A 25,153-nucleotide genomic window follows, 5' to 3' on the forward strand; every position below is an offset into this window, starting at 1 on the left:
GCTTTTGAGCGGTTGACTTTATTTTTTGCGTTTCTACATAGTGGGATCATGTTAATATGGATTGACATTGAAACTGTACATTTCATGTTCCGGATGATGATAACGGGATTATGATGATTGTTTGGAGTAATGGAGGATATGAGGGAGGGCGTCTTGTGAATTTACCCAACCGGATTACGCTTGCACGAATTTGCTTAATCCCTTTTTTGATGGTGTTCCTGCTCGTGGATTTTCCATTTTATCCAGAGCCGTTGCAGCTTGGAAGCTTTTCGCTTCCGTATAATCAACTGATTGCTGCTGTTATTTTTATCATCGCCGCAAGCACAGATGGAATCGACGGATACCTTGCGCGGAAAAATAACATGGTTACCAATCTGGGAAAACTGCTTGATCCGCTCGCAGACAAGCTGTTGGTTACTGCAGTTTTGATCTCGCTCGTGGAGATGGGCAAGCTGGATTCCTGGATTGCAGTGGTTATTATTAGTCGTGAATTTGCAGTTACCGGCTTGCGCCAAATCGCATTGCTGGATGGTTCGGTTGTTGCTGCGAGTGCCTGGGGCAAGCTGAAGACGGTAGTGCAGATTGTGGCAATTGTGTTGTTGCTGTTGAACAATTTCCCGTTCTCATACACGGGTATTCACGTCGATATTATCGCAGTATGGGCAGCAGCGCTTATTACCATCTGGTCGGGTATCGATTACTTTATCAAAAACAAAAACCTGCTTCATTTAACAAAAGCATAATAGTTGGTTCTAAAAATGGGTAATCATGAAGGAAGCATTGGGTCAGGGGCAATAGGAAATTATCCTATTGCCCTTTGATCACTCACCACATGTACAGGAGGATGCTCAATGAAGGCAGAAATCATTGCAGTTGGCACAGAGCTACTGCTTGGACAAATCGTCAATACCAATGCCAGATACCTATCCCGTGAATTGGCTGCGATGGGGATCGATGTATATTTCCAAACGGTGGTTGGGGATAACCTGAACCGACTTAGTGAAGCTATTCGCATTGCACAGGGCCGTGCTGACGTTATTTTATTTTCCGGTGGCATCGGACCCACTCAAGATGATCTGACCAAGGATGCGCTCGCAGCTGTTCTTAACCGAAAACTGCATACGGATCGAATGGCGATGGATAAAATTGAGAGCTTTTTCAGAGATCGTAATGTGGACATGACAGAGAATAACCGACGTCAGGCAATTGTTATTGAGGGTGGGACACCTCTGGCCAATGAAACGGGTCTTGCGGCAGGAAATGCGATTTCTGATAATGATAAACATTATGTTGTGATGCCTGGACCACCCAAAGAGCTAATTCCAATGTTTGAACAGGAAGTCAAGCCTTGGCTGTTCCAGCATGTGCTTACAGAAGAAATGCCGATCTATTCCCGAATGCTCAAATTCGCAGGTATCGGTGAATCTGCTCTGGAGGATCGACTGCTGGATCTGATTGACGCGCAGACAGACCCTACAATTGCTCCTTACGCGAGCGAAGGCGAAGTTACGGTACGTGTCTCCACTAAGGCTGCGAGTGAAGGAGAGGCGAAGCTGAAGCTGGATGCGATGGAGGTTCAGATTCGGGAGCGTTTGACAGAACATCTCTACGCGAACGAGGATGTGCCTATAGAGTACACAATTGTAACCATGATGTCTGACATGGGGCTGACGCTTAGCGCTGCTGAGAGCTGTACAGGAGGTCTTGTCATGCAAAGTCTGACTTCTGTACCGGGAAGTGCTTCAATGCTCAAAGGTGGAATTGTTTGTTACTCCAATGAGATTAAGGAAAAGCTGCTAAATGTGCCTCATGATTATCTGGAAGGTGAAGATGCACCTGGAGCGGTAAGTCCTGAGGTTGCAAAAGTGCTTGCTGAGCAGATCCGCATGATTGGCGATGCTGATTTTGGCTTGGCTGTTACCGGTGTAGCTGGACCGGGATATTCGGAACGCAAGCCACCCGGACTTGTCTTCATCGCTCTGGCTGAACGTGGAAAAGAGACGGAAATTCATGAGCTGCGTATTAATGGTAATCGCGAGACTGTCCGCATTCGTTCAACCAAAGCGATTCTCTATCGCCTATGGAAAAAACTTGTGGCGATGGATTGATTAGTTAATAGCTTCGATTGCATTTGAAGCTCTAAAGAAGTATAATTAAGGAAGACGGAAGAACCGCAGAATTAGGCTTTACAGCCTTGTTTACGGTTCTTTTTTCTGTTTAATGGAAAGTTTCTTTGAGGAAGAGGCGCCTCGGCCTTTACAAAAAAAACGAATGTATGTTCGAAAAAAAGCTTGGCAAACGTGTTAAAACAAGGTATCATTATCTTATAAACAGTAAAGGGTGTGAGCTTATTGTCAGACCGTCGTGCCGCGCTTGATATGGCGCTCCGTCAAATAGAGAAGCAATTTGGTAAAGGATCCATCATGAAACTGGGTGAGTCCACTCATATGAATGTGGAAATTATTCCCAGTGGTTCCTTGGCTTTGGATATTGCATTAGGAACAGGCGGCTTGCCTAAAGGCCGTATTGTTGAAATATATGGACCTGAATCTTCAGGTAAAACAACTGTCGCATTGCATGCGATTGCTGAAGTACAACGTGTTGGTGGACAAGCAGCCTTTATCGATGCTGAGCATGCTCTTGATCCTCAATATGCAAGTAAATTGGGCGTTAACATTGACGAATTGCTTCTATCTCAGCCAGATACGGGTGAGCAAGGGCTGGAAATTGCAGAAGCTCTTGTACGCAGTGGTGCAGTAGATATCGTCGTTATTGACTCTGTAGCTGCATTGGTTCCAAAAGCAGAGATTGAAGGCGAAATGGGTGATTCACACGTTGGTTTGCAAGCGCGTTTGATGTCTCAGGCGTTGCGTAAATTGTCTGGTGCAATCAGCAAATCCAAAACAATCGCAATCTTCATCAACCAGCTTCGTGAGAAAGTCGGCGTTATGTTTGGTAACCCGGAAACAACACCTGGTGGTCGTGCTCTGAAGTTTTATTCTACGGTACGTCTGGATGTACGTCGTATTGAGAGTATCAAATCAGGCAATGACATGATTGGTAACCGTACTCGTATTAAAGTTGTGAAAAACAAAGTGGCACCTCCGTTTAAACAAGCGGAAGTGGATATCATGTATGGTGAGGGTATTTCGAGAGAAGGCAGTATCATTGATATTGGTACTGAGCTGGACATCGTTAATAAAAGTGGTGCTTGGTACTCTTACGAAGGTGAGCGTTTAGGACAAGGCCGTGAGAACGCGAAGCAGTTCATGAAAGAGCATAAAGATATTGCTGAAATCATTGAACAAAAAATTCGGGTAGCTAGTAACTTGACTACCGCAGTTCCTGCGCCAACAAGTGAAGAGCAACAAAAAGAAGCAGAAGAAGAACAAGAATTGTTTGAAATCAACGAGTAATCTCTCAAAGCCTCCCTTGCTGGGAGGCCCTGAGGGTGTTTCCCACTGGGCTCCATAAACTTATCTGATTGAGCTTGGATCAATCTGGATAAGTTGATTGTAGTGGGACTGCTCTTGCTGTCCAACAGCCCCTGTCCAACAGCCCCTGTCCCAGTGGACAGGGGCTGTTGGCACGCTACTGTGTAGATAAAGGCCGGGCTGAGTTCCCGGCCTTTTGTATTAGCATTCTTTATGTGAAGATGTGCTTGACGTAGTCAGAATAAAAATGATGTGAAAGGGGAGACCTGAATGGATCAACATGACGAGGATTTATATGAAGAAGCAGAACAGGATGGCCTATCCCAATTTCCGGACAACGAAGAACTTATAATTACACGTGTAGAACGGACAAAGCACAGGCAAGCTCGTTATCGAATCACTTTTGGCATCCACTCCATAACGGTTCTTGAAGATGTAATGATTAAATACAGGATGACTCAAGGCAATTCGTTTATGAAGAAGGATCTGGAAGAAATCATTGTAGCTGACGAGCGACAGCGGACGTATACACAGTCTCTGCGTTTTTTGGAGCATAAGCCGCGTACACGACATGAGTTGAGTCAGAAACTTCGTCAAAAAGAGTTTGCTGCTCCTTTAATTGAAGAGACGCTGGATCGACTTGAGCGCGAGAATTTGGTGGATGATGACCTATTTGCGAAGGAATGGACAAGACAGCGTATGGAGGGCAAGCGGAAGGGAAAACTGTGGATAAGGCAAGAGCTCCGTCAAAAGGGCATTGCCAATGATCTTATTGTTGAAGCGCTGGAAGGTGTCAGTGCGGATGCGGAATTTGAGACTGCATTGAGTGCCGGACGAAAAAAATGGAATCAGGTCAAAGGGGACGTCAAAGAGAAGAAAAATAAAACGCTTCCCTTCTTAATGAGACGTGGTTTTTCAATGGATATGGTGCGCCGGGTCGTGAATTGTTTAATTGAACAAGATGAGGCTGAAGACGCCGAAGATGACGAAGCGTTGTTATGGGATTAGCAGACTAGAGTCTCTATACTGCATTCTCTTGACAATTTCTTTCGTCAAATACTAAAATGGACATGAGTCTGTAAGAAATGGACAACCCTTTTTCCTTCCAAAAAAGCGGTTTCGGTTTCTTAAGATTTATACCATTCTTAATTATGGGTTCGCTGGAAACAGTGAATAGTACGTGGAAACATGTACATGTGAAATGAAAATCGGCGGGGGATCGCCGTGAGTATTCGTTATTCCCAAAAATATGTAAGGTTTGAAAACTGCAAATTGACCCAAGGAATGCCTTGGAGGAACCAACGAGGAGGTGAACAGTATGGAAATTGCAATCACGATCGCTCTCGTTGCAGCCGCGCTATTCATTGGGTTCGGAGTAGGATATTTTATTCGCAAATCTCTTGCAGAGGCTAAAATCTCTAGTGCGGAACAAGCTGCCGTACAAATCGTGGAGAACGCGAAGAAAGAGGCAGAAGCACTGAAGAAAGAAACAGTGCTGGAAGCGAAGGATGAAATCCATCGCATTCGCGCTGAAGCTGAAAAAGACACTCGTGAACGTCGGAATGAAATTCAACGACAAGAAAGACGATTGTTGCAAAAAGAAGAGTCGCTGGATAAAAAATTGGAATCACTCGAACGTAAAGAAGAGCAAGTGGCTAACAAAGAGAAACGAATTGATGAGACTCAGCAGCAGATCGAAATGATCTACAAAAACCAGGTGACAGAGTTGGAACGTATATCCAACCTCACTATGGAAGACGCACGCAGTATCATACTGTCCAACGTAGAACAGGAAGTTCGTCATGAGACGGCTCAAATGATCAAGGACATTGAACAACAAGCGAAGGAAGAAGCGGACAAAAAGTCCCGCGAGATTATTACACTCGCCATCCAACGTTGTGCGGCTGACCACGTAGCGGAAACAACGGTATCTGTTGTTACCCTGCCGAATGAAGAAATGAAAGGCCGGATTATCGGTCGTGAAGGACGTAACATCCGTGCGCTTGAAACCCTTACAGGGATTGACCTCATTATCGATGATACGCCAGAAGCTGTTATTCTGTCGGGCTTTGACCCGATTCGCCGTGAGATTGCCCGTACTGCCCTGGAGAAACTGGTGGCTGACGGACGTATTCACCCGGCACGGATTGAAGAGATGGTTGAGAAATCCCGCAAAGAAGTGGATGAGCGCATCCGTGAATACGGTGAGCAAGCTACCTTTGAAGTTGGCGTGCATGGTCTGCATCCGGATCTGATCAAAATTTTAGGCCGGTTGAAGTTCCGTACAAGTTATGGTCAGAACGTCTTGAAACATTCGATGGAAGTCGCTTATCTGGCTGGATTGATGGCTGGCGAACTCGGAGAAGACGTAACTCTGGCAAGACGTGCAGGTCTATTGCATGACATTGGTAAAGCGCTGGATCACGAAGTGGAAGGATCACACGTCGAAATTGGCGTGGAACTGGCGAAGAAATACAAAGAACATCCGGTTGTAATCAACAGTATCGCGTCCCATCACGGAGATTGCGAAGCGACTTCGGTCATTGCCATGTTGGTTGGTGCAGCAGATGCACTCTCCGCAGCAAGACCAGGCGCACGCCGCGAAACGCTGGAAACGTATATCAAACGACTGGAGAAGCTGGAAGAGATTTCGGAATCCTTCGAAGGTGTCGAGAAATCGTACGCCATTCAGGCCGGACGCGAAGTTCGTGTTATGGTACAGCCTGAGAAGATCGATGATGCTGAAGCCTTCCGTCTCGCCCGTGACATCACGAAGATGATTGAGAATGAGCTCGACTATCCGGGTCACATCAAAGTCACCGTCATCCGGGAAACCCGTGCGGTTGAATACGCAAAATAGAGCAATACGGAAAAGTGGCCGCGTTAATGGGCCACTTTTCCTTTTGATAGCCTCTTAAAGTGTGTTTTCAAAAAGAGGCTAGGCTTTTTCGGCTGAATTCCATATTCGTCAAAGGCTTTTTGTATAAATCCACATCTTGGAACAAGAGATAGAGTCCTGCAAAGGTTCAACATTCGAAAAAGAGAACTTTGCAGGAATTGAGGAGGCAGTAATCAGTGAAAGTTTTGTTTATTGGTGACATTGTAGGCAACGTGGGACGTAAGGCATTAAAGGAAAATCTACCGTACCTGAAATCGAAGTATAAGCCACATGTGGTGATTGTGAATGGTGAAAATGCGGCAGCAGGTCGCGGCATTACCGGGGCAATTGCAAATGAGTTTTTCAACTGGGGTGTACATGGTATTACACTTGGTAATCATACTTGGGACAATAAGGATATTTTTGATTTTATAGATGATGAGCCTCGCATGATTCGTCCAGCGAACTTTCCACCAGGCACACCAGGACGAGGATACACGGTTGTCAAAGGCGAAGGGAAAGAGCTGGCGATTGTCAATCTGCAAGGAAGAACGTTCCTGCCTGCTCTGGATTGCCCGTTCCGTGTAGCTGATGAGATTGTTGATGAGCTGCGTCAGGACTATAAATGTATTCTGGTCGATATGCATGCTGAAGCGACGTCAGAGAAAATTGCCATGGGATGGCATCTGGATGGACGTGCGTCTCTCGTTGTAGGTACACATACACATGTACAGAGTAACGATGATCGGATTTTGCCTGGAGGAACGGCATACTTGACGGATGCGGGCATGGTAGGGCCGCGTGACGGCATATTGGGCATGGAGCGTGAGGCCGTGCTGCGCAAGTTCTACACCCAGCTCCCGGTACGTTTCGTTGTGGATGATGGCAAATGGCATTTCCATGGTGTGTTTGTTGAAATTGATGAAGCTACAGGTGCGGCAACACGCATCGAAAAAATTCGTCTGATGGAGGACGAGTGGCGCATGGAATAGGGGTATTGTCCCATTTTGCAGGGAAACCCGTCTAAAAAGAAGGAATTTTTTTGCCTCCCGCGAATAACATCTAGTAAGTGGAAACAAACTTTCAACATTCCCAGGGAGGTACTTACCATGGATGTATTAAAAGTTTCAGCAAAGTCCAATCCTAATTCTGTAGCCGGCGCTCTTGCAGGGGTTCTTCGTGAACGTGGAAATGCTGAACTGCAGGCAATTGGAGCGGGAGCACTGAACCAAGCCATTAAAGCGGTAGCGATAGCCCGGGGATTTGTAGCACCAAGCGGAGTTGACCTGATTTGTATTCCAGCTTTTACAGACATTGTGATCGACGGCGAGGACCGAACGGCCATTAAGCTGATTGTGGAGCCCAGATAATACATGTAGTATGCATTGAACCTGTTTACGATGGATGTAGACAGGTTTTTTTGCGTTTTCTTCGCAATAAAATATTGAGGAGGGTTTGTCCATGTCTGATTGGCGTGTAGCTGATTTTCACTGTGATGCACTGAGCAAAATTTTGATGCAGCCTGCTCTTTCTTTTGAAGATGCTCCAGAACTGGATGTGAATTTGCAACGCATGAAAGAAGGGAAGGTAGGGTTGCAGGCGTTCGCCATCTATTTACCCGAAGTACTTGGCAGAGGCAAGTTTGAACATGTGATGGGGCAGTTGGAGATTTATCGTAGTCGTGTAGAGAGAAGTCAGGGGCGGCCTAGCGGCACACAGACGTTGTTATGGCGTGAGCAGGTGGCTCAGGTGGAGCAAACAGAGGGTCCGTGGGGATTAATCACACTGGAGGGTGTGGATGGTCTGGAGGGCAACCTGTTCTATCTGGAGTTATGTTATCAGATGGGCGTTCGAATCATTGGACTAACGTGGAATTATGCCAATTGGGCGGCTGACGGAGTCATGGAGAAGCGGGGGGCGGGTCTGACCGAGAAAGGGAAAGAACTGGTGCGCCAGTGTAATGAAATCGGAATGCTGTTGGATGTGTCGCATCTGACGGAGAAAGGGTTCTGGGAACTAGCTGACTTGAGTAAGCGTCCTTTTATCGCCTCCCACTCCAACAGCTATAGCGTATGCCCCCATGTGCGCAATCTGAAAGATGATCAGATCCAGGCCATCATTGCCCGCGAAGGGCGGATCGGACTGACGTTTGTACCCTGGTTTGTTAAACAGGAGGGGGAAGTGCTTATCGAAGACTTGCTGCCTCATATCGAGCAGATCTGTTCTCAGGGCGGACAGAACCATCTGATGATGGGGTCTGATTTTGACGGAATCTCAACGTATATTCAGAGACTTGAACACTCGGGGCATTATCCAAGACTGACGGAACTCCTGCTCAAACATTATGATGAACATTTAGTGCGCGGCTGGTTGTGGGGGAATGCGATGAGTTATCTGAGGGAACACTTGCCAGAGGGAAATCCTAAAATAAAGGGGCTTCCGTGAAATAGTAAAGTGTTCTGTGGGACAGAATGGGTTGAATAAAGCTTGTTTTCCAAATAAAGGAGGGGAATGATGGTGAAATAAGTGTATTTCATGAATTTTCACCAGTTCGTTTTCATTTCACTCCAAAAAGGGGTATAATACCATTGGATTGTTAAGAGCCTGAGTTCAGGCCATAGATAAACAAGGAGTGAAATTTACAATGAGTAAAACAGTACCTGTGGGCGTATCTGCCCGTCACATTCATGTATCCCAAGAGCACGTTGAAATTTTGTTTGGCAAAGGTTATGAACTGACTGAATTTAAACCTCTGTCCCAGCCTGGCCAATACGCTGCTAACGAAACTGTAGCGGTCATTGGTTCGAAAGGACAGTTTGATAAAGTGCGTATCCTTGGACCTGTTCGCCCTGAAACGCAACTGGAGATCTCCATGACAGATTCATTTGCGATTGGTGTTAAAGCACCAGTTCGTGAATCTGGAAGCATTGAAGGTACACCAGGAATCACGATTAAAGGTCCTGCTGGCGAAGTAACGATCGATAAAGGTGTCATCGTAGCTGCTCGTCACATTCACTTCCATACTTCGGATGCTGCTAAATGGGGTATCGAGGACAAACAAATGCTGAAAGTTCGCCTCGGCGGAGATCGCGGTCTGGTACTGGAAAATGTACTGGCTCGTGTATCTGATTCTTTCGCACTGGACATGCATATTGATACGGATGAGGCTAACGCTGCTGGCGCTCGTAATGGCGACACTGCTGAAATCATCGATTAATACCATGGAATAGCTTCAGCAGCCTATTAGGGCAGTCTGAATAACGTATAAACCTGAGCACAGCCATTAAGGGCCGGTTAATTCCAGCCTTGTTGGCAAAGCTCAGGTTTTTCTGTTTTCTAAGTGTTCATTAGAGCATGGCATGTCTCGGATTATGCGAAGGGACGTGCGGTTTGCATGTGGAACTACAGCCCAATTCATGCTATAATTTGCTGTAATGCTCTTTTAATGTTCCCGGCAAGAAATTCACGTGGAACAGGGATGAATGAACGATTTTTTATTAATTGAGGCTGTAAGGAGTGACCGAAGGAAATGGCTAAAGACTCAAAAAAGGATTACTCCCAATATTTTGATTTCTCCGATGCCAAAGTAATTTCGCAAGATGAATTCAGCAAAAAGATAAGAATCCGGGGTCGTGAGATTAACATCAAATCGGAACCTAATCATCGTCAGGAGAAACAGCGGGGCAAGGAAGACGTCCAGGTGTTATACGAAAATGCCGTTCCCGAAGAACTGAAAAACATAGGGAAAGGCAAACACTATATTGTATATACGTATGGATGTCAGATGAACGAGCATGACTCAGAGACCATCAAAGGACTTCTTGAATCAATGGGATATCAGGCTACAGAGGATCGCAAAGAAGCTGATATTATCCTGCTCAATACATGTGCCATACGAGAAAATGCGGAAGATAAAGTATTTGGTGAGCTTGGTCACCTGAAAACGCTAAAACTTGAACGTCCGGGATTGTTACTTGGCGTATGCGGGTGTATGTCCCAAGAAGAAGGCGTCGTCAACCGAATCATGCAGAAGCATGGCTTTGTGGATATGATCTTTGGTACACATAATGTGCATCGACTGCCACATCTAATCCAGGAAGCGCTGTTCAGCAAAGAAATGGTTGTTGAGGTGTGGTCCAAGGAAGGCGACATTATTGAGAACCTGCCGAAGAAACGTGAGGGTATGCGCGGCTGGGTGAACATTATGTATGGTTGCGACAAGTTCTGTACATATTGCATCGTTCCGTTTACGAGGGGCAAAGAACGCAGCCGTCGTCCTGAAGATGTCATTGCCGAAGTTAGGGATTTGGCACGACAAGGCTTTAAGGAGATCACTCTACTTGGTCAAAATGTGAATGCGTACGGCAAGGACTTCACCGACCTGAAGTACAGCTTTGGGGACTTGATGGATGCCATTCGTCAAATTGATATTCCGCGAGTGCGGTTTACAACCAGTCACCCACGTGACTTCGATGACCATTTAATTGAAGTGCTGGCCAAGGGCGGAAATCTCGTAGAGCACATTCATCTACCAGTGCAATCTGGCAGTTCGGAAGTACTTAAACGCATGAGCCGCAAGTATAGCCGGGAACACTATCTGAAACTGGCTGACAAAATTAAGAAAGCCATCCCGAATGTTGTGTTGACAACGGATATTATTGTTGGTTTTCCGGGGGAAACGGAAGAACAGTTTGAAGATACACTTTCCCTTGTCCGTGAAGTAGGGTATGATTTTGCCTATACCTTTATTTATTCCCCACGGGAAGGTACACCGGCTGCGGTGATGGAAGACAACGTACCGATGGAAGTGAAGAAGGAACGTTTGAAGCGCTTGAACGAAACGATCAACGTATATAGCCATCGAAGCAATGAAGAACAACGTGGCAAAATCGTTGAAGTGCTCGTTGAAGGTGAGAGCAAGCGGAATTCCGAAGTTCTGGCAGGACGTACGCGCAGCAACAAGCTGGTGCATTTTGAAGGACCCAAAGAGTTGATCGGTACTTTCGTACAAGTGGAAATCACCGATCCGATGACTTTTTATATTCGGGGCAACCTGCTCTCTGAGCCGGTAGCTGCCAATCAGTAATACACACACCAATAAGATGAGAACTTTGGGGTTCAATATCAGGTTCGGACATTCGCCCAAGTAGCGGAGGGGTCGGAATCGGTCTGTAGAAGTGAAGCTAAAGGCTTTCTGAAGAAAGCCACATCGGAAGCATATGCTACGCCTTTGTCTCCGGATTTTAACCTTGAAAAAGTGTAATTAGAAAAAACCGGAGACAACAGCGATCAAAAGAACGATCCGTACTCGTAGCGGTCATGGAGCAGACGTTTGAACTCATTTGAGCCCAGGTTCTCATCTTATATCATCTCATAGAATGGAGCGATTTCAGTGGCGCAGGAAGAAGTGCAGTACAACCATTACGGAATGCCTACCTACGATACGCGCAATCTGGTCATACGCGACGACATTATGGGAAAAGCCAAAGAATTGGCTGATATGCTCGGAACGAGTGAGGAAGTTAGACAGTTCCAACAGGCTGAAACCAAAATTCGTGATCATGAGCGCATCCAGCAGTTGATCGCAACGATCAAGAAGAAACAAAAAGAGATCGTTGCTTTTGAGAGCTTCAAAAATGTGGAGATGGTCAGCAAAATTGAACAGGAAATTGAAGATCTGCAAAGCGAACTGGACAGTATTCCATTGGTTACGGAATTCCAGCAGAGCCAGAGCGACATCAACTACTTGCTTCAGTTAGTGATCTCTGTAATCCGGGATACGGTTTCCGAAAAAGTAAACGTGGAGGCTGGAACGGATTCACCTCCGACAAGTTGCGGTTAAATGACGGAAGGGTGCGGACGCTGTCCGCGCCTTTTTTGACGATTATAGAATTATAAGTTTTCAGCGGAGCTGAAGGATTCGATAATCGCAAGAAAAGCAACTGCCAAACCACGAATGTGGCATCATCGATAAGGCTTCAATCAGAAGCTTTTCTTACATTGCATAACTCTTAACGTGGAGTGGCTGTCGCCAAGTACTCGGAATATCATTCCAAGCAAAGCTCCACGTTGTGGGGTTATTTTGTGTGGCGCGCTGATTTTTTAATGTTAAAGGCACATGACATCAAGAGAGCATGATACGTACAGTGAAAAAGGAGAAATGAATAATGAGCATTTTGGACAAAATGGTAGAAGACGGGGCCGAACGATTCTGGGGATTTCTCGGATGTCGATATATTAAAGGAGATGGCAAAGAAGTACAGATCGCGTTGACAGCAGGGGAACATCATACCAACTCCATGGGGATTATTCATGGGGGTGTATTAACTTCACTGATGGATCAGGCGATGGGGATGGTTGCAACAGCAGCAATGGAAGTAGATGGCTGTGTGACAACCAATCTGAATGTACATTTTCTCGCACCCATGAAACAAGGGGAATTAACGGTGACGGCTACAGTGTTACATCAGGCTGGACGCAGTGTTACGACTCAATCAGAGGTTCGTGATGCATCAGGCACCTTGGGATGCATGGCTACGGCTACTTTCCGTATAGCACGTCCGAGAACGTAAAGTATGAATCCCGCTGTTGACAAAAGATATTATTATGTCATAATGAAATTATCAAAATGAAAATAATCGGTGGTGCCCATGAACGAAAACTACGAACACTTCAATTCAGAGAGCGACGAACAAGCAGCACGTGCCTATAGTTCCAAGAAATATCGTACCCCCGATGGAGTTCCTGCGGATATCGTTATGTTCACCTTGACCAAGCGGGAGCGCAAGACGGTGACCAAGACACTTCCCATTCGGGAATTGAAAGTGATGCTGATTAAGCGCAAAGGCTGGCCTTTTGCAGGTAGATGGGCATTACCCGGTGGTTTTTGTCAGGAGAATGAATCCATCTACGGTGCAGCAAAACGTGAGTTGATGGAAGAGACAGGTGTAGACGGTGGACATCTGGAGTACTTGAATGTATACAGTCAGCCGGGTCGTGACCCGAGGGGCTGGATTATATCTCACGCATTTTTCGCGCTTGTGGAGGAATGGATGCTGGATCAACGTCAAGCAGCAGATGATGCTGAGGACGTTGGATTGTTCACGATTCAGGAGGCGTTGCAAGAATTGGAACTCGCCTTTGATCACAGAACAATCATTGAAGATGCATATCGACGCATTCAACAACAGATGCTGGAGACGACGATTGCTCGTCAGTTCCTGCCACGTGATTTTACATTAAGTGAATTATATCAGGTTATTCAAAGTGTAGTACCGGATTTTGAAGAACCAAACTTCATTCGCAAGATTACGTCTACCCGCAGTCGCAAAGGTATTGTGGAAGAAGTACGGGATGAAGAGGGGAACTTGGTGAGTTCCAACCAGTACTCGCAACGTCCGGCGCAGCTATATCGTTTTACAGAACTCGTGCCACGCCTTTCCATCTACACGTAAAAAGGTGCAGATGTGTCAATTGGATTGAATCAGGATCAACCATTTCTGGGCTAAGGGAGTGTTGACGATGAAAGCACTGATTGTGATTGATTTTACGAATGATTTTGTGACAGGTTCTTTACCTGTAGGGCAGCCGGCGGTAGAGATCGAAGAGACGATTGCAGCTGTAACCGAGGCTTATTGTAATAACAAACATGAGGTAATCATGGCCGTGGACCTGCACGAAGAAAATGATCCGTATCACCCGGAGACGGTACTTTTCCCACCTCACAACATCAGAGATACAGCGGGGAGACAGTTATATGGACGTCTTGCCCAAGTGATGGAAGTACGGAAAAACGATATTCGGTGGATGGATAAGACGAGATATAGTGCATTCTGTGGAACCGATCTGGAACTCAGACTGCGTGCACGTGGAATTACGGATATTGCACTCATAGGGGTATGCACGGATATTTGCATATTGCATACCGCAGTGGACGCTTACAGTAAAGGATTTCATATTACGGTGTATGAAGATGCTGTTGCCAGCTTTAATCCGGCAGGACATGAATGGGCGCTAGGACATTTTCGTTCCAGCCTGGGTGCTTCGGTGGTTAAGGCGAGTGAGACAGTCCTTGCGTAATTTAATCGATAATTCTGTTTGGTTCTGCCTGTTAAGAACCGGATGAATGTGGTGAATGGTGTATAGAGTTTTACGGGAGACTTGTTTGTTTAATGCGGATGAACAGAATCATGAAGAATGAGTCTCCATATGTTAACCCGTGTCCTCAATTGAAATCTGGGGGCACGAGCGGAAGTCAGAGAGGATGAGACAAATGCAGACAACTAGCCTGGCTTTACATACGGATAAATATCAGATCAATATGATGTACGCCCATTGGGTGAATGGTACTCACAAGCGGAAGGCGGTATTTGAAGCCTATTTCCGTAAGCTTCCTTTTGGCAACGGATATGCGGTATTTGCCGGATTGGAACGGATTGTGAACTACATCAGCCAGCTTCGGTTTACAATGGACGACATCAAATTTTTATCCAAACAAGAGGAAAATTACGATCCAGTCTTTCTGGAAGAGTTGCTCCAGTTTTCATTTCAGGGCACGATTCATTCCATGAAGGAGGGAGCAATTGTTTTCCCTGACGAACCGCTCATTCGGGTAGAAGGCTCCATTATGGAGACACAATTGGTGGAGACGGCAATACTTAACTTCATGAATTATCAGACGTTGATTGCAACCAAGGCTTCGCGGATCAAACAGGTAGCCCAACAGGATACGTTGCTCGAATTCGGTACACGGCGTGCACAGGAAGCGGATGCGGCCATCTGGGGCGCACGTGCTTCGTATGTAGCAGGCTTCCATGCAACCTCCAACATGCTGGCCGGAGAGCGCTTCGGAATCCCAACAGCAGGTACACACGCCCATTCCTGGGTACAGAGCTTTATGAGTGAACAGGAGGCGTTTGACGTGTATGCCAAGGTCTTGCCTGATCAGGTTACGTTATTGGTTGATACCTTTGACACATTGAACAGTGGAGTACCTCACGCCATCAAGACAGCCAAGAAGCTAGAGAGCCAAGGCAAAAAGATGAATGCGATTCGTCTGGACAGCGGTGACCTTGCGTACTTGTCCATTCAGGCACGTCAGATGCTGGATGAGGCTGGCCTGGATTATGTGAAAATTGTAGCATCCAATGATTTGGATGAAAACACGATTTTCAACCTGAAGGCACAAGGAGCACGGATTGATACATGGGGTGTCGGGACACAGTTGATTACCGCTTCTGACCAGCCATCTTTGGGTGGAGTGTACAAATTGGTAGAACGTGAAGTGGACGGTGCCATGTTGCCTACGATCAAAATTTCTGCCAATCCTGAAAAGGTGTCCACTCCAGGTAAAAAGGAAGTGTTCCGGATCATTGATCCGAAACATGGCAAAGCGATTGCGGATTATATCTGCTATCCAGATGAAGAGCAGCCGCTCCAAGGCGGACCGCTCAAGCTGTTCAACCCGCTACACCCTTACCTGAAAAAAACCGTTACCCGCTACGAAGCGGTCAATATGCTGGAGCCGATCTTTGTGAACGGACGCAAAGTGTATGAGCTGCCTAATCTGGATGAGATTCGGGCGTATCACCGGGAACAGATGAATCTGTTCTGGCCTGAATATCAACGGAAGCTCAACCCGGAGATCTACCGTGTAAACATTAGCCCTGCGGCATGGAATATGAAGCAGAAGCTTATTGCGGAACATGTGAAATCCACAGAGGAATGATCTAAACTTAAGAATGACAATGAGGCATAACCAGGTAAGAATACTGGCTATGCCTTTTTGATGGTCATGGAATGTATACATGTTTAGCGAAGCTTGAACGATTCGATGATCGCAAGCAAAATTTCGGCTAAACGCGGTCTGTCTTCAGAAAGTATGTCGATAGACGTTTTTTATATGATCCGATTAACTCGGACCCGTATGTAAGAAATCTCATGGACAGACTGCCAAGGTAGCAGGCTATACTGGAAATGGTCATGCGCAATTCAATAAGTTATTCTGGAGAACGCAGTAATTATTTCTCGGGAAAGCGCAGGAGACGCCAAATTCTGCATCTATTGATTCAATCCCGCAGCTGTAGGGGATGAAAGTAAGAGGAGGTGCAGACATGAGATGGATATTAGGACTGGTCTGGATCGCTTTTATTGCCTATGCATTGATGTTGGCACCGGGGCAGTCACCTGGAAGTGATCCAATATTCAAAGAACTGATCACCATGCAAAGCAAAGAGCCTTGGTTGCTTACTGTGTTTTCGTGGTTAGGTATTTTCCCGGCAGTTTATGCCTGTATGCTGTTAAGAACATCGGTGAAAGAACGAAGTGGCCGTGTACCGGCTTGGCCTTTTGTTCTGCTTTCTTTTGGGCTAGGCGCTTTTGCCCTGCTTCCCTACTATGTGTGGTCATCATCCGCAAATAGAGCTTCGGGTTATACAAGCTTGCATTTTGGTCGTCAGCGGGAGTCGGGAATTGGAAGAGTGGCAGCTCACAAGTTGACGCATGTAGTCCTTCTGCTGTTGACGCTGGGGACCGCATTCTACGCCTTGACGCAAGGTCATCCGGATGTATATGTGGAGGCGTTCAAGCAATCATCCTTTGTACATATTATGACGATTGATTTTGTACTGTTGACCTTGCTTTCCGTAATTGCAATATACAGGGACGCCAAAGGTAGTCGACGTTCACCAGCTTGGGCCGCGGCAGGCATCATCCCTATTGTGGGTCCGCTAATTTATCTGTTGACGCTCAGGAGAGATAGAGCTTGATGATTACGTTAAGCCTGAATGCGAACAATTCATGTGCTTAATGGAAAAATATATAAAATCCGAAAAAGGAGTGGCTATCGATGAAAAACCATTTTAACGCATATGTTGTTCGTAAAGAAGAGCAGGGCGGAGTGAAAGCGGGTATAGAGCAACTGAAGAAGGAAGATCTTCCGAATGGAGATGTAACGGTACAGGTGCAATATTCCAGTGTCAATTATAAAGACGGACTTGCGACTCTTGAGAAGGGTGGCGTCGTTCGTGAATACCCGATGGTACCGGGAATCGATCTGGCCGGAACGGTAGAAGAGTCCGTGAGTGGACGTTTTGCACCAGGAGATCGGGTAATCAGTACAGGATTCGAACCTGGCGTATCTCATTACGGAGGGTACAGCGAGTATGCTCGTCTGCGCAGTGAATGGCTGGTGCCTCTTCCACCGGGTCTCAGTGAGAAAGAAGCCATGGCGATTGGAACCGCAGGATTTACGGCTGCACTTTCGGTAGATGCGCTGTTACAGGCTGGAGTAACCCCGGCGATGGGCAAGATTCTGGTTACGGGTGCAACGGGGGGCGTTGGAAGTATGGCCGTGGCGATTCTGGCGAAACTTGGCTTCCAAGTAACAGCCAGCACAGGCAAGAAGGATCAGGAGGAGTCATTGCTCCGGAACTTGGGAGCTTCGGAGGTTATTACTCGTGAAGAAGCTGATGCTCCAGCTAAAGGAGCCATGGGGAAACAGCTATGGGCGGGAGTTGTTGATCCAACAGGAGGACCTGCACTCGCGGAGCGATTAAAACAGATTCAATACGGAGGAGCGGCAGCGGTCTCCGGGTTAACGGGAGGCACAGCTTTTGAGTCCACGGTACTTCCGTTTATATTGCGTGGTATCCAGCTTATTGGTATAGACTCTGTATATTGTCCGATGGAACGTCGGGAACGGCTGTGGGAACTGCTCGGCGGGGAATGGAAACCGGAGCGTGCGCTGGAACTGGGAATCTGCGAAATTTCTTTAGACCAGTTGCCGCATACACTTGAGACGATACTCCAAGGTGGTGCAGTAGGTCGGACTGTGGTCAATACAATATCAGATCTGCCATCCGCATAAGTTTCCAAGTCCTAAGACATGCTAATTCTACCTGATTGGGTCACAGTACATGTGGCTGGAAAGGAAGGATTGGCATGTGTTTTGATAGAAAAAGACGAAGTCTGGTTCGAAGAACAATGAAGTCGATACTTGTAAGTGGTGTGTTGATCACAAGTGTCTGGACCCTGGTGGCATGTTCGGCATCATCCATTGAGCAGGAGCGGAAGGTCTACACCCGTGAAGCGACAGATGAAGGGAATGTGCGGGCACAGAGTCAAGGACACGGATTAAACGGTGAATTGGTAAGTGAGATCAGTAAGAGTTTTGAAGCAAAAAGCATTCAGCTGATGAATAATATGTTTGAAGATGATGGCCATGGTGGGATCTCTTATATGTACTTGTTGAATGGAAGTAGTAGACATATCGTGAAAGTCCACATTTTCAGTGATGCAGCAACCCGTGCTGCCGGCATGAAACAAATGTATAGTGAGAATGCTGATGAGGCTGTCTTGGAGAATGCGCTTGGCCGGACAACGATTCGCAGCAAAGGATACGTCTCACTCGTGTATACAGCTTCGGGTGGGGAAAAGGACAAGTATGAACAGGATGTCATGCAGGTGTTCCAACATGTGCTGGGGCAACTAAGGTAAGTAGAGTGAGATACCCGTCGTACTATAACTTACAGCTGAAAATAAACCCGAAAACCCGTCTGATCTTTCAGACGGGTTTATATATTTCACGCATGACATGCCGCAGTTCAGGCAAAATGAGTTTTTCCATGGCCAATTTGACGGCACCTCTGGAACCTGGCATGGAGAATACCGCAGTGCGTCCAATCGTACCAGCGACGGCTCTGCTCAGGATGGCAGCTGAACCGATATCTTCGGTGTAACTGAGAAATCGGAAGATCTCACCGAAACCTGGAAGTTCCTTGTCGAGCAATGAGGATACCGCTTCGTATGTCGTATCTCGGGGAGCAATTCCTGTTCCGCCGCTAAGCAGCACGGCTTCAATATCATCACGAACAGCTGCATCCTGCAGGATGCTTCGAATGTTCTCCGTTTCGTCTGGTGTAATGATGTATTCAACAATCTGATACCCTGCTTCATTCAGAAGCTGATGCATGAGCTGGCCACTGGTGTCCGTGTCTTTGGTGCGCGTGTCTGACACTGTAACAATCATGCACGATACCGTGGTCGGAGCTTCCTGGCGATGTTGTTCCACTGAACTAGTCATGAAACTTCCTCCTTCAATCAACATGTCCTCATAGCATAGACCATCCGTTAGCATCAGGCAATGTACTGGGGAAGAATTGAACATGATTGCATAACGAATGCGGGATGGTGTACACTCGCTAGATACAAATAGATCAGGTTACATGAAGGACAATCAGAGAGGTGTATACGCATGAATGAAACAATTTTAAAAGAACAATCCATACCTGTATATATACTGTCAGGTTTTTTGGGGAGTGGCAAAACAACACTGCTTGTTCAGTTGATCGAACATTGGCAACAGCAGGGTTTGCGTCCCGCAGTGGTTATGAATGAGTTAGGCGAAGTCAATCTGGATGGTCAGATTGTGGATTCCGCCGTTCCCATGACAGAGATGTTAGGTGGATGCATCTGTTGTACAGTACGTGGTGACTTGGGATTGCAACTTGCTGATCTCGTTCAGGAGGAATCACCTGATGTGATCGTTATTGAAGCAACCGGTGCGGCGAATCCAATGGAGATTCTGGATGCGGTAACGGAGACCTCACTCTACATGCGACTGGAACTGAAAAGTCTCATCACGGTTGTGGATGCAGCACATCTATCTGGTCTGTATCAGGAGCAGAAGGGGCAGACCTTTAAACTGATGCAGGAGCAGATTCGCTGCGCGTCTGTGCTTCTTTTGAACAAAACGGATCGGGTGAGTGCGCAGGAGCTGAAGGACCTGGAACAGCTTTTGGCAAAATGGAATGGCTTCGCACCTGTAATCCCTACAGTCAAATGTGAGGTGGAGATGGATCTGTTGCTTCGCAGTGGGGCAGACGTGCATGTGCATGATTCAGCTTCTGAAGCAGATAAGCCGGCTCACCATGAGCATACGGAAACCTGTGGTACACATGGATGCAATCATGGACATCAGTCGGTTCAAGGCGATGCTACGAATAATGACGCATCCTATAGCCATGTTCATGACCACAGTCACGAGCATTCCGCTCCTCATGCCTCACACGAACATGTCATGGTTTATACGCATTATTTCAGTCAACCGGTGAACAGCGAGGCGTTTGAACAATTTGTATCCGCATTGCCACGTGATGTGTATCGAGCAAAAGGTATTTTATCATTTAGTGACACGGCGAGCCGCTTTTGGTTCCAGTATGCCTACCGTGAATCGGACTACATGAAGATCACACCTCAGGGAAATGTCCCTAATGTTGCTGTGTTTATAGGTGAACATTTTGACCAAACTGTCATTCGTGACCAATTACTGGAATTGGAAGCGATAAAGTAAGTTGGATGATTCAATATTCCTCCCAACTGGGTATTAAGAAGCATAGCAAACTTTGCCTGGGAGGTAACTTTAAATGACACAACAACAATATCAACAATGTATCGATGCTTGCCTGGAGTGCATGAATGCTTGCAACGTATGTTACATATCGAGTCTGAAAGAATATGATCTGGCGATGCTGCGTGATTGTATCCGTTTGAATCGGGAATGTGCGGAGATCTGTAGTTTTGCTGCACAAGCGATGACACGTGGAAGTGATTTCATTGCTGAAATATGCGAATTGTGTGTGAAAGCTTGTGAAGCTTGCGCCGCAGAGTGTGGCAAACACAACCACGATCACTGCCAAGCATGTGCAGAGGCTTGCCGCAGATGTGCAGAAGCTTGCCGGTTGATGGCAGCAGTAGCATAATTACTATTTCACTGGAACATATAATAAAAACTGATAATGACCTTGGTCCCCTAAGGGAAGGTAGTGAAACACAGGCATCTGAGACGATGCGCCTATGTGTATTGCCTTTCTGTAGGGGATTTTTAATGCAGGTTGCCAAGTCTAAACGTGGTATGTATAATGATGGGAATGAATTGAAACGAAGAATATCAATGATCGGGAGAGTAGCCAGATCCATACATGACAGCGAGCCGGGATAGGTGGAAGCCGGTATGACATGACCTGTGTGAACCGCACCCGTGAGATGGTTATCCGAAAAGATGTACGTATCCCCATTGGGGATAGGCCAGATCTGTCTGAGGGTAACTCGGCTTGCGACCGTTATACGCATCGAGCGGAACAGGTTCTGCGGGTATGCATGTTGATGCATATGAAGAGCAACCTGTTCACTTAGAGTGGTACCGCGGGAACTGTTAAGTCAGCTCTCGTCTCTTATGTAGAGACGGGAGCTTTTTTGTGTTAATTTTCAGCCACTAATGAATGGATAAGGAGTGTTTGACATGTTGATGAAGCAGGCTGCGGCCGATATTGCGCCTTTAACGGGATTGACTGAAGAAGAAGTTATGAGATTACTGGAGGTTCCACCACAAGCGGAGATGGGGGATGCAGCATTCCCTTGTTTTGCATTAGCGAAGTCATTAAAAAAAGCACCGGCAGTCATTGCAACTGAGCTCGCAACGGGATTACAGGCATCTGGAATTGAAGCGACTCCGGCCGGGCCGTATGTAAATATCCGCTTTAATCGGGAGGAGCTCGCGCCGAATCTGCTAAAAGAACTGGGAGATGCCGCATTCGGTAAGCTTCAGCTTGGTCAGGGTTCGCGTGTCGTGATTGATATGTCTTCTCCTAACATCGCGAAACCCTTTGGTATCGGACATTTGCGTTCTACTGTCATTGGTGCAGCACTGTATCGGTTGTATAACGAAGCGGGTTATACCTCTGTAAGTGTGAATCATCTGGGAGACTGGGGAACCCAGTTTGGCAAGCAGATTGCAGCATACAAAAGATGGGGCAATGATGAAGCATTGCAGGCAGAACCGATCCGTACGTCCCTGGAACTGTATGTGCGCTTCCACGATGAGGCAGAGAACGATCCTTCCCTGGAGATGGAGGCACGGGAGTGGTTCCGCAAGCTGGAGCAAGGGGATGAAGAAGCACAGCGGTTATGGGCGTTCTTTGTGGAAGTCAGCATGAAGGAATTCAACCGGATGTATGAACGTCTGAATGTACAGTTCGACCATACGTTGGGGGAGAGCTTTTACAATGATAAGATGGGCGCGGTGGTTGAAGAACTCAAGGCGAAAGGTTTACTTGAAGAGAGTGATGGAGCACTCGTGGTACGTCTGGAGGACGAGAACATGCCCCCGTGCCTGATTATCAAAAAAGACGGAACAACCATCTATCCTACACGGGATTTGGCTACGGCGGTGTATCGTCATGAGGTGATGAAGGCAGATCGCTTGTTATACGTGGTCGGAGGCGAGCAGAAGCTGCATTTCCGGCAGGTATTTGCGGTCCTTTCCCGGATGGGGCATGAATGGTCTGCGAAATGTGAACATATCCCGTTTGGATTAATGCGTTTTGAGGGACGGAAAATGTCTACACGTCGCGGTAAAGTCGTCTTCTTGCAGGAAGTGTTGGATGAGGCAGTCGCTCGTGCTTTGCAGATTATTCAAGAGAAAAACCCGAATCTGGAGAACCCTCAGAAGGTAGCTGAGGCTGTTGGTGTAGGTGCTATTATCTTCGGTGATCTGCGCAATAATCGGTTAAACGATGTGGACTTCTCACTGGAAGATGCGGTGAGTTTTGAAGGAGAGACCGGACCTTATGTGCAATATACCCATGCCCGGATTCAAAGTGTGCTTGCCAAGGCAGAAGAGGCGATACGTGTAGAAAATGAAAACCATCTGACTAACGCCAGCCTTGCGGATGGTGAGAATGAAAAAGTGACCACTTCATCCGGTATCGGAGATACCGCTTGGGCATTGCTGAAACTGCTCGGTGAATATCCCGAATATCTGGCAAAAGCAATTCATCGGAATGAGCCTTCGGTCATTGCCAAATACACAATAGATGTCGCTCAGGCGTTCAACCGCTTCTATCACGCCGAACGGATTGCGGATGCATCATCTGATGTAAGATCCTTCCGGGTGGCATTGGCCAAACGGACTGCCGAACGCCTCGCTTACAGTTTACATTTGCTAGGTGTGCAAGCTCCAGAACGGATGTGATCCCAATGACATGGAGTACACGTGGTCTTTTCAGGAAGTCGGATCAAGCTGCACCAGACTCATCAGATCGAGGTATAATGCTTCAACAAGTGAGCAAACGATTAGGTACTGCTCAAGTATTGAATCAAATTAATCTGGAAGTGAAGCAGGGCGAATGTGCTGTGCTTGTTGGCAGAAACGGCTCAGGCAAAAGCACATTGCTTCGTATGATGGCGGGTATTCTGTTACCTGACAAAGGATCGATTCATCGCACATTGAAGGGTTCTGCAAAGTATGCAGTAGATGGCCTGCCACGTGTACCCTTTACATCTAGGGAGTACTTGTGGGAGATGGGACGGATTCGGGGCATTCGCCCCGAAGAACTACGTGGGCGGATAAGAGAACTTAGCGAACTTTTATATCTTGATACCGCGATCGATCAGAAGTTACTCCTATTGTCCAAGGGCACATTGCAAAAAGTAAATTTGATTCAGGCCCTGTTAGCTGGACCGGGTGGTCTTTTGTTGCTGGATGAACCGTTATCAGGCTTGGATATTCCAGCGCAAGAGGCAGTCGTATCCCTATTGGGGGAATGGAAGGATGAAGGGACATGCATTGTTACAGCTTGCCATGAACCCTTGCTTATCGAACGTTTGGCAGACCAGGTGATTGTGTTGAAGAAAGGCAGTGTGCTCCGCTACTGGAATCGTGAGGATATACTGCAAGCTGGCGAACCGGTTGTATGTATTCAAAGTCTGGCTCCTGCTGGAGAGGATCTGGCTAATGATCCATCCATTTCACATCAACCGGGAGTGTTGTCTTTAGATCGTGATACGAGCTTGGGGAACGCAAAATCTTGGTTGTGGGATTGGAAAGTGGTTCAACAATCCACAGATGATGTCCTCCGAATGATTCTGGCTTCCGGAGGTTCGGTAGTGTCTGTACAACAGGAGGAAAGTCAATTACATATGGAAAGTCTGCTTGGAGGACAACATCCAGCTGTACATGCGAGTCGTGGAGGTGTCACAGAATCTGTGGACTTAAGCTCTTCCATGGATGGTGCGGGGGGAGAAGCCGAATGATCTATCTGACCCGATATTTGTTAAGGCATCACATTCGCTCACAGAAATATTTTGCACCGGTTATCTTTTATATCATTGCCATGTTGCTGATCTATTCTTACAAACCCAACCCAATTGCGGACAGTTACAGTGTCACGGCTATGTTGTTATTTCTGGCAGCAGCTTGGCATGGAGTCATGGTGATGAATACCGAACCTGCGAAGCAGTTTCAATTACTGGTCCTTCATGCAGGAAGCAGGCGTAAGGTTGTAACAAGTCAACTCATCTTTGCCTGGATTATGCAATTCATGCTTACCGCAATTACTGTGCTATATCCCGTTTTCGCTGGAATGTTCGAAAGACAACCCACAGGTGAGGAGTGGATGATGACCTGGTTAGGACATCTGGGATTATCGCTGCTGGGATTAGGCATCAGTGTATTCTTTCAAAAATCGTACATTCCCTTGCTTAGTCGAAGTATGCCTGCTCTCATTATTGTATTATTACTTTCGTTTATCCAAGGTTCCTTAAGTGAACGTTTGCCTGAATCGTTAGAATGGCTTGGCCGCATTCTTCCGCCAGCCTTTTATCTGGTTCGTGAGATGATGTTATTTGATGAATCGAAGATGGACTCGTTTGTTTCGGTTATGCTTTGGACTGTGCTCTACGCAATGGGGTTACTGATTATCCATGTGTGGCTGTCCGGAAGAAGAGATCTGCGGGGTTAGAAGACGCGCTTCCCGATAACTTGAATGTTGCTCTTGGTTTGGTT

Annotated in this window: 24 protein-coding genes and 1 other annotated feature; of the genes, 23 read left to right on the forward strand and 1 reads right to left on the reverse strand. The window is 46.7% G+C overall.

Features of this window, described 5'->3' with window-relative positions; all coding sequences use genetic code 11:
- Positions 1 to 155 precede the first annotated feature (155 nt).
- The 18 genes from pgsA to MKZ12_RS11740 all read left to right on the forward strand — a co-directional run bounded on the left by pgsA (position 156) and on the right by MKZ12_RS11740 (position 18,807).
- Positions 156 to 743, forward strand: a complete 588-nt coding sequence (pgsA, locus tag MKZ12_RS11655) for a CDP-diacylglycerol--glycerol-3-phosphate 3-phosphatidyltransferase (protein ID WP_062833849.1) — start codon at positions 156 to 158, stop codon at positions 741 to 743.
- A 108-nt stretch (positions 744 to 851) separates the two neighbouring features.
- On the forward strand, positions 852 to 2,108 hold the full coding sequence (locus MKZ12_RS11660; protein ID WP_339260476.1) for a competence/damage-inducible protein A: 1,257 nt from the start codon (positions 852 to 854) through the stop codon (positions 2,106 to 2,108).
- 243 nt (positions 2,109 to 2,351) lie between these two features.
- Positions 2,352 to 3,416 (forward strand): recombinase RecA, encoded by a 1,065-nt coding sequence (gene recA, locus MKZ12_RS11665; protein ID WP_062833851.1) that lies wholly within the window; start codon positions 2,352 to 2,354, stop codon positions 3,414 to 3,416.
- A 288-nt stretch (positions 3,417 to 3,704) separates the two neighbouring features.
- Positions 3,705 to 4,442, forward strand: a complete 738-nt coding sequence (locus tag MKZ12_RS11670) for a regulatory protein RecX (RefSeq protein WP_339260477.1) — start codon at positions 3,705 to 3,707, stop codon at positions 4,440 to 4,442.
- A gap of 310 nt (positions 4,443 to 4,752) precedes the next feature.
- Positions 4,753 to 6,294: a ribonuclease Y gene (gene rny / locus MKZ12_RS11675; protein ID WP_036670418.1), complete on the forward strand. Its 1,542-nt coding sequence runs from the start codon at positions 4,753 to 4,755 to the stop codon at positions 6,292 to 6,294.
- Positions 6,295 to 6,509: 215 nt separating this feature from the next.
- Positions 6,510 to 7,304, forward strand: a complete 795-nt coding sequence (locus tag MKZ12_RS11680; protein ID WP_145146946.1) for a TIGR00282 family metallophosphoesterase — start codon at positions 6,510 to 6,512, stop codon at positions 7,302 to 7,304.
- Between the two features lie 117 nt (positions 7,305 to 7,421).
- Positions 7,422 to 7,682: a stage V sporulation protein S gene (locus MKZ12_RS11685; RefSeq protein WP_007430104.1), complete on the forward strand. Its 261-nt coding sequence runs from the start codon at positions 7,422 to 7,424 to the stop codon at positions 7,680 to 7,682.
- A 91-nt stretch (positions 7,683 to 7,773) separates the two neighbouring features.
- Positions 7,774 to 8,757: a dipeptidase gene (locus MKZ12_RS11690; protein ID WP_339260478.1), complete on the forward strand. Its 984-nt coding sequence runs from the start codon at positions 7,774 to 7,776 to the stop codon at positions 8,755 to 8,757.
- Between the two features lie 199 nt (positions 8,758 to 8,956).
- Entirely contained in the window at positions 8,957 to 9,529 is a 573-nt protein-coding gene (locus tag MKZ12_RS11695) for a phosphate propanoyltransferase (RefSeq protein WP_017689107.1), read from the forward strand.
- Between the two features lie 312 nt (positions 9,530 to 9,841).
- Positions 9,842 to 11,398, forward strand: coding sequence for a tRNA (N6-isopentenyl adenosine(37)-C2)-methylthiotransferase MiaB (gene miaB / locus MKZ12_RS11700; RefSeq protein ID WP_339260480.1), 1,557 nt, complete (start codon positions 9,842 to 9,844; stop codon positions 11,396 to 11,398).
- A gap of 306 nt (positions 11,399 to 11,704) precedes the next feature.
- A complete protein-coding gene (locus MKZ12_RS11705) occupies positions 11,705 to 12,154 on the forward strand; it encodes a YlbF family regulator (RefSeq protein WP_036609251.1) in 450 nt (149 codons plus the stop codon).
- Positions 12,155 to 12,479: 325 nt separating this feature from the next.
- Positions 12,480 to 12,884, forward strand: coding sequence for a PaaI family thioesterase (locus MKZ12_RS11710; protein ID WP_339241680.1), 405 nt, complete (start codon positions 12,480 to 12,482; stop codon positions 12,882 to 12,884).
- 78 nt (positions 12,885 to 12,962) lie between these two features.
- Positions 12,963 to 13,766: an NUDIX domain-containing protein gene (locus MKZ12_RS11715; protein WP_339241682.1), complete on the forward strand. Its 804-nt coding sequence runs from the start codon at positions 12,963 to 12,965 to the stop codon at positions 13,764 to 13,766.
- Positions 13,767 to 13,833: 67 nt separating this feature from the next.
- Complete coding sequence (locus tag MKZ12_RS11720) at positions 13,834 to 14,391, forward strand: isochorismatase family cysteine hydrolase (protein WP_339260482.1); 558 nt, start codon at positions 13,834 to 13,836, stop codon at positions 14,389 to 14,391.
- A 193-nt stretch (positions 14,392 to 14,584) separates the two neighbouring features.
- Positions 14,585 to 16,039, forward strand: a complete 1,455-nt coding sequence (locus tag MKZ12_RS11725) for a nicotinate phosphoribosyltransferase (RefSeq protein WP_091017227.1) — start codon at positions 14,585 to 14,587, stop codon at positions 16,037 to 16,039.
- Between the two features lie 385 nt (positions 16,040 to 16,424).
- Complete coding sequence (locus MKZ12_RS11730; RefSeq protein WP_339260484.1) at positions 16,425 to 17,078, forward strand: hypothetical protein; 654 nt, start codon at positions 16,425 to 16,427, stop codon at positions 17,076 to 17,078.
- 80 nt (positions 17,079 to 17,158) lie between these two features.
- Positions 17,159 to 18,178 (forward strand): oxidoreductase, encoded by a 1,020-nt coding sequence (locus MKZ12_RS11735; protein ID WP_339260486.1) that lies wholly within the window; start codon positions 17,159 to 17,161, stop codon positions 18,176 to 18,178.
- A 74-nt stretch (positions 18,179 to 18,252) separates the two neighbouring features.
- The gene (locus tag MKZ12_RS11740) at positions 18,253 to 18,807 is read left to right on the forward strand and encodes a hypothetical protein (RefSeq protein WP_339260487.1); all 555 of its coding nucleotides are present in this window, start codon (positions 18,253 to 18,255) and stop codon (positions 18,805 to 18,807) included.
- A gap of 67 nt (positions 18,808 to 18,874) precedes the next feature.
- On the opposite strand, the gene MKZ12_RS11745 is transcribed toward MKZ12_RS11740, so the two are convergent.
- Positions 18,875 to 19,393: a molybdenum cofactor biosynthesis protein B gene (locus MKZ12_RS11745; RefSeq protein ID WP_339241689.1), complete on the reverse strand. Its 519-nt coding sequence runs from the start codon at positions 19,391 to 19,393 to the stop codon at positions 18,875 to 18,877.
- Positions 19,394 to 19,564: 171 nt separating this feature from the next.
- On the opposite strand from MKZ12_RS11745, the gene MKZ12_RS11750 reads away from it, so the two are divergent.
- The 5 genes from MKZ12_RS11750 to MKZ12_RS11770 all read left to right on the forward strand — a co-directional run bounded on the left by MKZ12_RS11750 (position 19,565) and on the right by MKZ12_RS11770 (position 25,109).
- Entirely contained in the window at positions 19,565 to 20,662 is a 1,098-nt protein-coding gene (locus MKZ12_RS11750) for a GTP-binding protein (RefSeq protein ID WP_339260490.1), read from the forward strand.
- A 73-nt stretch (positions 20,663 to 20,735) separates the two neighbouring features.
- Positions 20,736 to 21,071: a four-helix bundle copper-binding protein gene (locus MKZ12_RS11755; RefSeq protein ID WP_253433942.1), complete on the forward strand. Its 336-nt coding sequence runs from the start codon at positions 20,736 to 20,738 to the stop codon at positions 21,069 to 21,071.
- 182 nt (positions 21,072 to 21,253) lie between these two features.
- Positions 21,254 to 21,546 (forward strand) — a binding site (T-box leader).
- Positions 21,547 to 21,610: 64 nt separating this feature from the next.
- Positions 21,611 to 23,341: an arginine--tRNA ligase gene (gene argS / locus MKZ12_RS11760; protein ID WP_339260492.1), complete on the forward strand. Its 1,731-nt coding sequence runs from the start codon at positions 21,611 to 21,613 to the stop codon at positions 23,339 to 23,341.
- Positions 23,342 to 23,346: 5 nt separating this feature from the next.
- Complete coding sequence (locus tag MKZ12_RS11765; protein WP_339260494.1) at positions 23,347 to 24,402, forward strand: ATP-binding cassette domain-containing protein; 1,056 nt, start codon at positions 23,347 to 23,349, stop codon at positions 24,400 to 24,402.
- The gene (locus MKZ12_RS11770) at positions 24,399 to 25,109 is read left to right on the forward strand and encodes a hypothetical protein (protein ID WP_339260496.1); all 711 of its coding nucleotides are present in this window, start codon (positions 24,399 to 24,401) and stop codon (positions 25,107 to 25,109) included. Before MKZ12_RS11765 ends, MKZ12_RS11770 begins: the two co-directional genes overlap by 4 nt.
- Positions 25,110 to 25,153: the final 44 nt, after the last annotated feature.

Source organism: Paenibacillus sp. FSL R5-0713 (assembly GCF_037973325.1).
GTDB lineage: Bacteria > Bacillota > Bacilli > Paenibacillales > Paenibacillaceae > Paenibacillus.